General features: G+C 64.0%; 6 protein-coding genes. 5 read left to right on the top strand and 1 reads right to left on the bottom strand.

Annotated features, from left to right (window positions below):
* Positions 1-405: 405 nt before the first annotated feature.
* Genes A8950_RS12650 through A8950_RS19965 form a run of 5 tightly spaced genes read left to right on the top strand, consistent with a single transcriptional unit; the run spans position 406 to position 12399 of the window.
* Entirely contained in the window at positions 406-1680 is a 1275-nt protein-coding gene (locus tag A8950_RS12650; RefSeq protein WP_166645150.1) for a TolC family outer membrane protein, read from the top strand.
* A 49-nt stretch (positions 1681-1729) separates the two neighbouring features.
* Positions 1730-6736, top strand: a complete 5007-nt coding sequence (locus tag A8950_RS12655) for a cadherin domain-containing protein (protein WP_133614047.1) — start codon at positions 1730-1732, stop codon at positions 6734-6736.
* An 8-nt stretch (positions 6737-6744) separates the two neighbouring features.
* Complete coding sequence (locus tag A8950_RS12660) at positions 6745-8448, top strand: peptidase domain-containing ABC transporter (RefSeq protein WP_133614048.1); 1704 nt, start codon at positions 6745-6747, stop codon at positions 8446-8448.
* The gene (locus tag A8950_RS12665; RefSeq protein ID WP_133614049.1) at positions 8445-9737 is read left to right on the top strand and encodes an HlyD family type I secretion periplasmic adaptor subunit; all 1293 of its coding nucleotides are present in this window, start codon (positions 8445-8447) and stop codon (positions 9735-9737) included. The genes A8950_RS12660 and A8950_RS12665 overlap by 4 nt, the downstream gene beginning before the upstream one ends.
* A 7-nt stretch (positions 9738-9744) precedes the next feature.
* Entirely contained in the window at positions 9745-12399 is a 2655-nt protein-coding gene (locus A8950_RS19965) for a CHASE2 domain-containing protein (RefSeq protein WP_133614050.1), read from the top strand.
* Positions 12400-12452: 53 nt separating this feature from the next.
* On the opposite strand, the gene A8950_RS19970 is transcribed toward A8950_RS19965, so the two are convergent.
* Complete coding sequence (locus A8950_RS19970; RefSeq protein ID WP_279513055.1) at positions 12453-12587, bottom strand: hypothetical protein; 135 nt, start codon at positions 12585-12587, stop codon at positions 12453-12455.
* Between the last annotated feature and the right edge of the window lie 315 nt (positions 12588-12902).

The raw sequence follows: 12902 nt of genomic DNA on the forward strand, positions 1-12902 counted from the left end.
AAAGTCGAAAGGGCGTTCTTGCCAAGGTTGAGTCGGTTGAGCCCAGACGTCGATGATGCCCTGCCCAATTACACGGAAGAACCTCGCGGTCGCGGGAATTACGTCACAAGTTCCACACATTCCGTGGGAATAAGGCATCGCAACATATAATATTGTGTGTTTTTGACCGTCTGGTCAGCTGTTCCGCGATGACAGAAGTAACCTTTTAATAATAATTTTAGCAAATTCCTGAGTTCGCTCCTGCTACTTTACGCTCTGTTAAGCACAGTTTCGGCTTCGCAGCGCAGACGCAGTTTGGCGCGCGCTCTTTTGGGGGATGGTATGGGCACGAGAACGGGTAACAGTCGGCGATTGCCTTACAGGCTGGGGGTGTCCTGCCTTGTCGGCATCATGCTGCTAACGGGAATGGGGAGCGCATCCGCCGAGACCCTGGAGCAGGCCCTGTCGGGCCTGTTGCAGAGCAGCGACCGCGTCACTGCCGCGCAGATGAACCTGCAGGCCAATACCGAAGGGATCGACGAGGCGCTGTCGGCCTATTACCCGAAAGCGGCCATTACCGGCGACGTCGGCTATGAATACACAGATTCCCCGTCGCTGCGCGACGACGGCATCGACCATTTCGATACCGACCGTCAGGGCGTCGCCCTTACCCTCACGCAGAACGTCTGGGACGGCTGGCGCCGCGAGGCGGCGGTTGACGTGGCGCGACTCAACGAGCAGGTGGCCAGCCTCAGCCTCGGGGCCACGATCCAGGATGTTCTGTTCGAGGCGATCACCGCCTATCACGAGGTCCTGCGCCAGACCCGGCTGATCGAGATCGCGAAATCCGACGAAGAAAACCTGCAGACCCAATTGCAGCTCGAGGACGAGCGCGTCCAGCGTGGGTCGGGCATCACCGTGGACGTGCTGCAGGCGAAGTCACGTCTGCAGCTGGCCAAGGAGCGGCGCGTCGCTTTCGAAGGCCGGCTCAAGGATGCGATCGCCCGCTACCAGCAGGTCTACAGCACGGCGCCGAACGTTGCCGGGCTGGTCGATCCCGTCCCGCCCATGGGCATGCTGCCAGCGGATATTGACTCGGCCATTTCCCTCGCACTCGACGAAAACCCAGCCGTGGATGCCAGTGCCCGCGGCATCGACATCGCGAGCCAGGAACGGATCGCGGCACGCAGCGACTTCTTTCCGCGCTTCGACCTGGTGGGCACTGCCGGCTATGACCAGGATGTCGACGGCGTCGAGGGCTATCGCGAGAATTACTCGGTCGTGCTGCGCATGACGTGGGAATTCTTCTCCGGCTTCCAGACGCAGTCGCGCGTCAAGCGGGCTGCGGCCGTCTATAACCAGCGCATGAGCGAATTCAACGACACCGGCCGACGGGTGACCGAGGAGGTCCGCCTCGCCTGGGAAAATCTGCAGACCTCCAGGGAGCGGGTCGAGCTGCTGCAGAACGCCGTCAACATCGCCGAGGAAGTCTATGCCGCCCGCCAGAGGCTGCGCGAGGCCGGCCAGGAATCCTCGATCAACGTCCTCGATTCGTTGAGCGAATTGAAGAGCGCGCAGATCAACTTTGTCGATGCCAGCTACAACGCGCGTCTTTCGGTCTACCGGGTCTTGCGCGCGGTCGGGCATCTGCGACCGCAGGATATGGGCCTGCAGGACCCGGAAATGCGGAGCGTCGAATAGCGGCAGCCGGTGACCGCGGGCGCGGTCCGGCTGCTTTCGGGAGGTTAACATGGTTGCGACACCGGATCTCGATTTGAGTGGTGATGGCCGGCGCCTTGTCATAAGGGCGGACGGCGAAGCCAGGATCGATCTTGCCGATCTCGGTGGCTCTGGCGATGCCGGCAGCATTCTGAAGGCTGGCTTCCAGCAGCATGGTGCCGATCTGCTGATCGACATGGCCGGCGGCCGCGACATCGTGATCAAGGACTACTTCACGCAGGACGTCGCGGCGGACCTGGTCCTCGACGGCGCCGCGCGTCTTGACGGCAGCCTGGTGACCCGCCTCGCGCAGCCGGCTGCCAGCGGCCTGTTCGCCGAGAGCGGCCAACTCGCCAGCGATGCGCTCCAGCAGGCGCAGGCGGCGGATGCCGTGGGCTCGGTCGAAAGCATTTCCGGTACGGTCAGCGTGCAGCGCGGCGGCACCACCGTCGAGCTCGCTCAGGGCGACCCGATTTTTCTCAATGATGTGATCCTGGCGGGTAGCGACGGCAGTGTCGGCATCGTCTTCGTCGACGGCACCACCTTCTCGCTGTCCGCCGGCGCCCGCATGACGATCGACGAGATGGTCTATGACCCGTCCAGCGGTGGCGGCAGTCTGGTGACCAGCGTCCTCCAGGGCGCCTTCGTGTTCTCGACCGGTAGCATTGCGCCGAACGGCAACATGGAGGTGAACACGCCGGTCGGCACGATCGGCATCCGCGGCACGACGGTGGCGGCCCGCATCGCCCTGGAAGGCAGCGATACGGTCATCGTCCTGCTGGCCGATCCGGACGGCCATGTCGGCCGCATCTTTTTCCAGAATGGCGGTGGCCTGGTCGAACTGACCGAGGCTAATACCGCCGTCTTCGTCACCAGCTTCTTCATCGGGCCCGGCGAGCCGACCGAGGTCACCCCGGCGCAGCTGATCGAGTTCTTCGACCAGTTGCTGCAGTTCCACTCGACCGGCCCCGCCAACCAGGAAGGCGCCATTGATGAGGGTGATGTCGAGGATCTGGCGTCGCAGCTTGCAGACCAGCTGGGCCTCGGCGATTTTGCCCTGGCCGCCGGTGGCGACGGCGAGCAGATGCAGATGGAGACCACGGATTCCGTCGGCAAGCTGTCGGAATGGCTGGGGTTCGTGCCGGATCCGCTGCAGCCGGTCAGCTTCACGACAGTAAACCTGTCCGGCAATGTCGGCACGAATGGCATCCAGATTCCGGGTGGACCCAACCAGCCGGGGATCCCGAATGACTACCTCGACCCGTTCTCACCGCCAGCCGGAACGACACCGCCGCCGTCACCCTTCAACTTCTTCACCGGCGGTCCCGGCAACGACCTGCTCGACGCCAGCAATTCGAACAAGTCCGCCATCATCACCGGTTCGGGCGGCGACGATACCCTGATCGGCAGTTCCTTCGACGATCAGGTCGCCGGTGGCGGGGGTGACGACACAATCGTCGCGGGCCATGGCGGTGGCAACGATTTCTATGACGGCGGAGACGACGAGGACACGATCGTCTATGCCAGCACGGACGAGGGAGTGATCGTTGACCTCGGCGCCGGAACGGCGTCCGGTGATCCGGATATCGGTGTCGACAAGCTGGCAAATATTGAGAATGTCACGGGCGGTTCCGGCAATGACAAGCTGATCGGCAACGGCGGCGCCAATGTTCTAAGCGGGGCCGCCGGCGCGGATGAACTGCAGGGCAATGGCGGCGACGACACGCTGATTGGCGGCGAGAGCGGCTCGCTCGGCGGCGCCTACGGCAATTCCTGGGTCGAGGACACCGATGTGGCGGTCTTCACGGGCAATGCGGCCGATTACAAGATCGTCGTCGGCGAAGGCGGCGACATCCAGGTTTTCGACCTGCGCGAAGGCAGCCCGGACGGCGCCGACTCGCTCCAGGAGATGGAGAAGATCCGCTTTGCCGACCAGGAGATCTGGATCAGCGACCTGAATTATGGCGACAATTATGCGCCCACCGACATCCAGATCGAGGGCGGCGCGGTACCCGAGAATGCGCAGGGCGCCACGGTCGGCTATCTCTATGCGGTAGACGCGGACGAGGAAGATTGGCATCAGTTCAGTGTCGCCGACGAGCGCTTCGAAATCGTCGAAGGCGAACTGCGCCTGCGCGATGGTGTCAGCCTGGACTACGAAGCCCTTGAGAACGGTGAGATCCAGGTCGAGGTGACCGCCACCGATTCCGCCGGCCTCAGCGTGACCAAGACACTGACGATTGCGGTCGGCGACGAGAACGATCCGCCGAGCGGCCCGACCGATGTCGACAACGCCGCCAATCTGGTCAACGAGAACGCCGCTGCCGGAACCTATGTCGGCATCACCGCGCAGTCGACCGACCAGGATCCGGACGAGACTGTCACCTACTCCCTCGCCGAGGATGCCGGCGGCCGGTTCCAGATCGACGCCCAGACCGGCAAGGTCACGGTGGCCGAGGGCGCCGACCTCGATTTCGAGGAAGCAACGTCGTATCAGATCACCGTCCGCGCCAACAGTTCCGGCGAACTCGGCAACGAGGAGACCTTCACCATCAATATCGGCGACGTGAACGAGGCGCCGGGCGAAATCGCCGACACCGACCAGGACAACCCGTACTACAATTCCGTGTTCGAAAATGCCGGCAATGGCACGACAGTGGGCATCACCGCGCAGGCAAGCGATCCGGATGCCGGTGACGTAATTACCTACAGCCTCGAAGACGATTTCGACGGCCTGTTCCAGATCGACGGCGCTACCGGCATCGTCACCATCAAGGACAATTCCAAGCTCGATTTCGAGACCACCAGCAGCTACGACCTGACCGTGGTCGCGACGGACAAGGGCGGCCTCAGTTCGCAGCAGACCTTCACGGTCCAGGTCGAGGACGCCGATGAGGGCGGTGATGGCGGCCAGGTCATCCGCAATGACGGCCTGCTGATCGTCGGCAAGGACGGATTTGGGGAACTGGAGATCAGCGGCGAAGAAAGCGAGCAGTCCACCAAGGCCATTATCGGGCAGGAGGTCGGCGGCGACGGCATCATCCGGATCTCCGGTCCCACGGCAAGCCTGATCACGACGCCGAACGGCATCATCGTTGGCGATGCGGGCAAGGGCCATCTCATCGTCGAGCAGGGCGGGGCGGTATATTCCTTCAATGCCGAAAGCGGCCTTGGCAATCAGATCATCATCGGTCGCGAGACGGGCAGCGAGGGCCGCGTCGATGTGGACGGGGTCGAATCCATCATCGGCGAAGGCGAGCAACCGACCGATTATCACAGCACCATCCTGCTGACCGGCGACAACAACGCCATCGTGGTCGGCCTCGACGGCAAGGGCGAACTCAATGTAACCGATGGCGGCCTGGTCGGTACGCTGACGCTGGATATCGCCGCGGGCAAGGGTAATGGCCACGTCACCATCAGCGACGAAGGCAGCAACGTCCTCGTATCGTCGCAATTCGGCCGCCGAACGGGCGAGTGGGAACAGGAAACCAGCGGACTGGTGCGCGTCGGCATCGGCAATGGCAGCGTCGGCATGCTCAGCGTGCTGGCCGGCGCCACCTTGCTTGTCACGAATGATGCCGAGGGCGAGACCAGCGCGCCGGGCATGGAAATCGGTGTCGACGAGGGAAGCAAGGGTACGGTCACGATCGAGGGGAGCCAGTCGCAGGTCTCGATTATAGAGATGCCCAATTCAACCGAGTCCTGGGGCGCCTACCTTGCGATCGGCGGTGCAGGTCACGGAAGCATGGTGGTCAAGGATGGCGGCGCCTTCGAGCTCTTCGGAGAGAATGCGCATGTCGTATTTGGCAGCCAGGCCGGTGGCAGCGGCTCGTTGCTGGTCACGGGAGAGTTTTCGACCTTCGACGTAAGCGGCGATGGCGCCATGGTCGAAATCGGCAGGTCCTTTGACGGGCCCAATTCGTCCGGCGCCTTGACTGTTCAGCAGGGGGCGGTCCTGTCGGTCGATTCCGGTAATTCCGAGGCCACCTATAACATCTACGTCAATGACGGGTCGCTGATGCAGATCATCGGCGGCACGGTCAATGGCAACATCCTGGTTTCCGGCGGCACGCTTTCGGCACCGGGCCTTGCCACGATCAATGGCAGCGTCGGCCTTGAAGAGAGCGACATTTTCCAATCGACCCTGTCGGTGGACGTCTGGGGTGAGCAGTCACATGGCAGTTTCGCCATTGGCGGCTCGTTCAACCTCAACCACGGCACCATCGCCTTCAATTTCTATGGCGGCTACAACCCGCAGGGGGAGAGCAGCTTCACCTTCCTGACGGCGGAGACCGTCAATCTGGGCCTTTTCGGCAGCGAGGATATCTCCCTCGCCGCCTATGGCGTCGACCAGTTCTTCTCCTTCGGTATCGGCCAGGAAGGGGGCAACCTCGAATTCATCGCCTACAACAGTTCGCTCGGCGGCAACAGCACCGTCTTCAAGGGTGGCAACCAGGACGACCGCTTCGGCGGCGACGAGAGCAAGGGTTATGCCCATCTCAGCGGCGGCGGCGGCGACGACTGGCTGCTCTCGAATTACGGCGCCCAAGGGGAAGGCCGGCACATTCTCTATGGCGGTGCCGGCAATGACGTCCTGCAGGGCTTCGGCGATGCCGACGAGTTCTACATGGAAGCGACGACGGACAACTTCAGTGTTCTGTCAAATACCAGCGATCGCGATTTCGCGTTCGACCATATTCTGGAGTTCGACACCGCCGCCGACCGGATCGTCTTTGATGAATTTTACGGTGGGGACGGCTGGGGTTTTGAACTGGACGACCCCACGGGCTTCGATCCGAACAGCTTCATCCAGCTTGACCAGGGCGTCACCTATGACGGCGTCCTCGGCTTCGAGCATCAGGCCTATGACGGCAAGAACCCGGTACTGATCCTCGAGAATCTCGGCGACGGCAATTACAACCTGATCTATGACGGCAATGGCGCCGATGAGGGCTATACCATCGTCGCCAATGTGCAGACGACCAGCGGGAGCTTCTCGGTCGAGAATGTCGGCATCAATCCGGCCTCGAATTGATACGCGCCATGTTGGACCGGCGCTACCGGATGCTGATGGACAAACTGGGCCCGGCTTTGCCGGGCCTTCTGGTGATGTCCCTTTTCATCAACCTGCTGGCGCTGGCGACGCCGCTTTTCGTCATGCAGGTCTATGACCGGGTGATTTTCCACGCCGGGCTCACGACCCTGCAGGCCCTGGTTCTCGGCATCTGTGCCGTCATCCTGTTCGATTTCTTCCTGCGCCAGGCGCGCAGCCGGGTGTTGCAGCGCGTGGCCCTGGCGGTCGATGTTGATCTCGGCCGGGCGCTCTTCGCCAAGGTCGCCGGCCTGCCATTGCAGGTGCTGGAGGCAAGGCCGGGCCATACCTGGCAGTTCCTGTTCCGCGATCTCGAGACCGTGCGCAACACGGTGGCCGGGGCGGCGATCGTCGCCATCGTCGATCTGCCTTTCATCGTCTTCTTCCTGGGGCTGGTGATCTGGCTGGCGCCGCCTCTCGCCTGGGTCTTCGCCATCGTCGCCGTCGCCTTTGCCGTACTCGGCCTCTGGAATGGGCTCACGGTCGGCCATGCGACAAGGCTCGAGCGCGAGGCCGGCATGCGCCGGGACCGCATCCTCAACGAGATCGTCCTCGGGCGCGCGGTGATGAAATCCGCCGCCATGGCGCGCCCATTGCAGGATCTGTGGGAAGACGGCCAGGCCGCCAGCATCGCGTCCTCGATCCGCCGCGGCCGCCTGGCCGATTCCTCGATGAATGTCGGCGCCAGCCTCGGGGTCATCGCTACGATCGCGCTCACTTCGGTTGGCGCGGTTGCGATCCTCGACCTCGAGATGACGGTCGGCACGCTGGTTGCCGCCAATCTGCTGGCGGGACGCCTGATCGCGCCGCTCTCGCAGCTCATCTCCTCCTGGCGCGCCCTCGCGCAGATGCGCGATTCGGCCGGGCGGCTGGCGGCGATCCTGGCTGAGCCTGATGACCGCCGCGCGGATGCCATCGACCTGCCGCGCCCCAGCGGCCGCCTGCAGCTCGAGGCCGTGAGCTTCGCCTATGTGCCGGAGGCGCCGCCGGTCCTTGGCAATATCAGCCTGCGCTTCGGACCGGGCGGGCTCCATGCCATCGTCGGTCCCAATGGCAGCGGCAAGACCACGCTGCTCAAAATCGCCCATGGCCTCTATCGCCCGTCGAAGGGGCGCGTGCTGCTGGACGACGGCGACATGAGCCAGTTCAGCCGCGACCAGATCGCGCGCTGGATCGGCTATGTGCCCCAGGACGGCTTCCTCTTCTCCGGCAGCGTGCGCGAGAACATCGCCCGCTTCTCCGGCGAAGTGGCCGATGCCGAGATCCTGGCGGCGGCCCAGCTCGCCGGCGTCCATGCCTTCGTGGCTGATCTGCCGGACGGATACGATACCCAGGTGGGCGAGGGCGGCAGCCGCTTCTCGACCGGCCAGCGCCAGCGGATCGCTATCGCCCGCGCCCTGGTCGGCCGCCCGCCGATCCTGCTGCTGGACGAGCCGACCAGCAATCTCGACCGCGAGGCGGAGGAAGAGTTGCGCCGGCAGCTGGTGGAACTTGGCAAGTCGACCACGGTCATCGTCGTCACCCACAGCCCGGCCTTGCTCCAGTCCAGCGACAGCATTACCGTTCTCATCAAGGGCAATATCGCGCTGGCGGGCCGCAGTGACCAGGTCCTGCCGCGCCTGATGGGCAACAATGTGCGGCAGGTGGGCACATGACGCTGGCTCTCGATTCCCTGCGACGCGATACGCGTTCATCCGGCTGGTCGGTGCTGGCGATGATCAGCATCGGCCTGATCTGTGCGTTTGTCGTCTGGGCGACAGTCGCGGAGTTCGACCAGTTCTCGATCGCCCAGGGCGAGGTGGCGCCGGCCGACAAGGTCAAGGTCATCCAGCATCTCGAGGGTGGCTCGATCGCCGCAATCTTCGTCACCGACGGACAGGTGGTGACAGCCGGCAGCGAATTGGTCGCGGTCGAGCTTGGCCTGGGCGGCGCCAATCGTGAGGAATTGCAGGCCCGCCTCGACAGCCTCGCCTTGCTGCGGGCACGCCTGCTGGCGGAATCGAGCGACCAGCCGCTCACCCTGCCGGCCGATGTCGCGCAGAGGCGGCCGGACCTTGCCGCAGCCGAGCAATCCGCCTATAGCGCCCGCCAGACCGAACTCGCCAACCGCATCGAATCCGCCCAGCAGCGGGTGCGTCAGCAGGAACTCGCGGTCAGCGAGCTGCAGGCCACCTTCAATGCCACTGTCACCGATCTCGACCTCGCCGGGAAGAACCTCGCCATGTCGCAGGACCTGCTGCGCGACGGGCTCACCTCCAAGATGGAACACCTGGCGCGCGAACGCGAGGCGAAGCTGCTGGAGGGGAAGGTCAGCGCGCTGCGCTCCTCGCTTCCGAAGGCGCGCGCGGCGCTCGACGAGGCGCGCGCCAACCTCAACGATGAAAAGCTAAAATTCAACCGCGCCGCCTTCGAGGAACTGGGAAAGGTGGAGCAGGACATCTCCTCGACCAACGAGATGTTTGCCGAGGCCGATACCCAGGCCTCGCGCAAGATCATCCGCGCGCCGGTCGACGGCATCGTCAAGAATTTGCGATTCCATACCATCGGGGGTGTCATCGGACCGGGCGATCCGATCATGGAAATCGTGCCGGTCAACGAGAGCGTCGTGATCGAGGCGCGGCTGCGGCCGGAAGACAGCGGCGTCGTCGAGATGGGCCAGCCGGTCCGCATCAAGATCAGCGCTTATGATTTCACCCGGTTTGGGACGCTCTCCGGTACGCTGACCTATATCAGCGCGGATTCCGTGGCCGACGACGAGGGCAATACCTTCTTCCAGGTCCTGGTGACGCCGGACAAATCCTATCTGGGCGAGACGCCGGGCGAATATCCGATCCGCCCCGGCATGACGGCGACGGTGGATATCAGGACTGGTACGCGCACGGTCATCGAATTCCTGCTGAAACCTGTCATGCGGCTGCGCTACGACAGCCTGCGCGAGGGCTGAGCGCGACGTGCCGGAGGCTGGTTCATCCTGGCGCCGCCGGCTGGCGCGCATCTTCCTGCGCGGGCATTGGCTGGTCGCACTCCTGCTGCTCGCTCTGCTGGCGTTACGCTTCCAGGACCCGGCCGTGGTCCAGAAACTGCGTTTCATTCAATTCGACCTGTTTCAACAGATCGAGCCGCGCCCCGACGCCCGGGCGCCGGTCGTTATTGTCGACATCGACGATGCCAGCCTGGCCGAGATCGGCCAATGGCCCTGGCCGCGTGACGTGCTGGCTAAACTGGTGGACCGGCTGCGCGAGGCCGGCATAGGCGTCATCGGCTTCGACGTGACCTTCCCTGAAGCCGACCGCGCGACGCCCGGATGGGTGTTTGATGCCCTGGGCGAAGGTGCCAACGGCTTTGCCGCCGACATGATGGCTGGCCCCAGCAACGATACCGTCTTTGCCGACGCCATGCGCAAGGCCCGCGTCGTCCTCGGTATGGCCGGTTCGGGTCGCATCACCGCCAAGGGCGACCAGCCGATTCCAACCCCGCTGGGTGAACTGGGCGGCGATCCGCGGCCCTATCTCCCCGCCTTTCCCGGCATCGTCGCCAATCTGGCCGAGCTCGACCAGGCGGCCGCCGGCCGCGGTGCCTTTTCCCTGCGGCCCGAAACCGACACCATCATCCGGCGGGTACCGACCCTGATCCGGGTCGAGCAGCAGATCTATCCCTCACTGGTCGCGGAAATCCTGCGCGTGGCCATGGGTGAGCCCAGCATGACGATCCGCTCCAACCAGCACGGGATCGACAGCCTGATCATCCAGAAGGCGCGAATACCCACGGACCGCCACGGCAATGTCTGGGTGCGCTACCAGCAGCGCGATCCCTCAATTTATATTCCGGCGGCTGATATCCTCGCCGGAAAGGTACTGTCCGAACGGCTGCAGGGGCGGATTGCCCTGGTAGGAACCTCGGCGGCGGGGCTGGAGGACATCGTGGCGACGCCGCTCGGCGTCCAGGTGCCCGGCGTCGAGATCCACTGGCAATTGCTCGGTTCCATCCTCAGCAACCAGTATCTATATCGGTTGGGCTTTGCCGATGCTGCCGAGATGGCTGTGGTGCTGGTTATCGGCCTGCTCATCATCCTTCTCGCCGGCCTTCTGAAGGCGCGCTGGACGGCACTCCTGCTGCTGGCCCTGCTGGCGGCCTCGGCCGGCGGTGCCTGGTATGCCTTCAGTGCCCACGGCCTGCTGTTCGATACGGTCTATCCCGGTATCGCCGCGATCCTGCTCTATACGGCCCAGACCTATATCAGCCATCATGCCTCGGAGCGGCAGCGGCGGCAGGTGAGCGAAGCTTTCGGCCGCTATGTGTCGCCGGTCCTGGTGCAGCGCCTGGCCAAGGACGCGACACGGTTGGAACTGGGTGGCGAGACGCGGGACATGAGCATCCTGTTCTGCGACATCCGCGGCTTCACCCAGATATCCGAGCGCTTCAAGGGCAATCCCCAGGGCCTGACCGCCCTCATCAACCGTTTCCTGACACCGCTCACCGAGGAGGTGATGCAGCATCAGGGCACGATCGACAAGTATATGGGCGATTGCATCATGGCATTCTGGAACGCGCCGCTCGACGATCCCAGGCACGCGCGCAATGCCTGTACAGCGGCACTCGCCATGTTCCGCGCCCTCGACGATCTCAACGCCGAACTGTCGCTCGAGGCGCGCCAGGTCCAGCCGCCGGAGACTCTGCCGCGCGCTTATCGGCGCCTCAAGGAGTTGGGTGACGGCCGCGAGGAAGAACGGCTGCAGATCGCGGCCACCTTGCGCAGCAATGCCAGCGAGGGACATGCCTATGCACAATATACCCTTGGCAAGGCCTATCGCGACGGCCTGATCGGTCGGCGCAGTGCCGACGAGGCGGTACGCTGGTTCGCGGCCGCGGCCGAGCAGGGCTACTCGCCCGCCCAGCGCAATCTGGGCGAACGTCTCGCCCGCGGCGACGGCGTCGCGCGGGACGAAATCCAGGCACTGCACTGGCTGACACTCGCCGCGCGCGACGGCCTCGCCGCGGCAGAAGAGGTCCGCATTGAACTGATGCAGCGCATGAGTGTCGCCGAGATCGCTGCCGCCGAACGGCGCGCCCGCGCTTGGCGGCCGAACAGCCCGCGGGTCGGTATCACGGCAATCAACATGGGTATCGGCATCAACACTGGCGAATGCGTCGTCGGCAATATGGGCTCGCGGCTGCGCTTCGACTATTCGGTCCTGGGCGATGCCGTGAACGTGGCGGCCCGCCTCGAATCACAATCGAGCAATTACGGCGTCGATATCGTCATCAGCGAGTCGACCTATGCCGAGGCCAGCGATTTTGCCGCCATCGAAATCGACCGTATCATCGTCAAGGGCAAGAGCGAGCCGATCCGCATCTATGCCCTGCTGGGTACGCCGGAACTCGCCGCCTCGGACGATTTCCGCGACCTCTCCTGGCGGCACGCGGCGATGCTGCAGGCCTATCGCGAGCGGCAATGGCAGGAATGTCTGCAGCATGTCGAGGCCTGCGCCCATCTCTGGCCACGCCTCGCTCCGCTCTATGATCTCTACCGCGACCGGGTCGAAAACTATCTGGTCGATCCGCCCGGCGCCGATTGGGACGGCGTCTTCGTCGCCCTCAAGAAGTAGGGCTCAGGACGCAGGGCAGGGGCAAGAAATAGGTCCCTGCCACGCTGGCGCCGTCAGGCGAGGTGGAGCGCAGTCGACAGACCGACCAGCAGCAAGGCGAGGACGGCAATCAACCGCCAGGCAGCGGCCGCCGAATGGCGCGCGTGGCCGATTTCTCGCAAAAGGTCGTTATAGTTCTCGTTGATCATGCGCCCCTCCAATGGAAGGATTGTATCTCCTGTCCGCCACGCGGCCGGGGGGTTACCGCCGCCGCGTATCGGCAGGACCTGCCCATGCATCTGGTCGGGCAAAAAAAAGGTTCAAGCCACCCGAACCGGAACGTGCGGAGCATCACAGTGGCTTGGATTGGCGAATTCGGTGAATGGCGCGTTGCAAATCGACATTTTCTGACAGAAACTTGACGATGGCTGGGTCAAATGGGCTGGTTTCCGCGATGGGGCCCGCAATTCCGGGGAGGTCGACGCGATGCCGGTGACGGGCGGTTTTCCGGGGCGACACGAGCG

It is taken from the genome of Dongia mobilis, assembly GCF_004363235.1.
GTDB lineage: Bacteria > Pseudomonadota > Alphaproteobacteria > Dongiales > Dongiaceae > Dongia > Dongia mobilis.

Excerpts from the sequence above, each read along its gene's own strand:
- A8950_RS12650 (WP_166645150.1), top strand. The coding sequence starts at position 406 with ATGGGGAGCGCATCCGCCGAGACCCTGGAGCAGGCCCTGTCGGGCCTG.
- A8950_RS12655 (WP_133614047.1), top strand. The coding sequence starts at position 1,730 with ATGGTTGCGACACCGGATCTCGATTTGAGTGGTGATGGCCGGCGCCTT.
- A8950_RS12660 (WP_133614048.1), top strand. The coding sequence starts at position 6,745 with ATGTTGGACCGGCGCTACCGGATGCTGATGGACAAACTGGGCCCGGCT.
- A8950_RS12665 (WP_133614049.1), top strand. The coding sequence starts at position 8,445 with ATGACGCTGGCTCTCGATTCCCTGCGACGCGATACGCGTTCATCCGGC.
- A8950_RS19970 (WP_279513055.1), bottom strand. The coding sequence starts at position 12,587 with ATGATCAACGAGAACTATAACGACCTTTTGCGAGAAATCGGCCACGCG.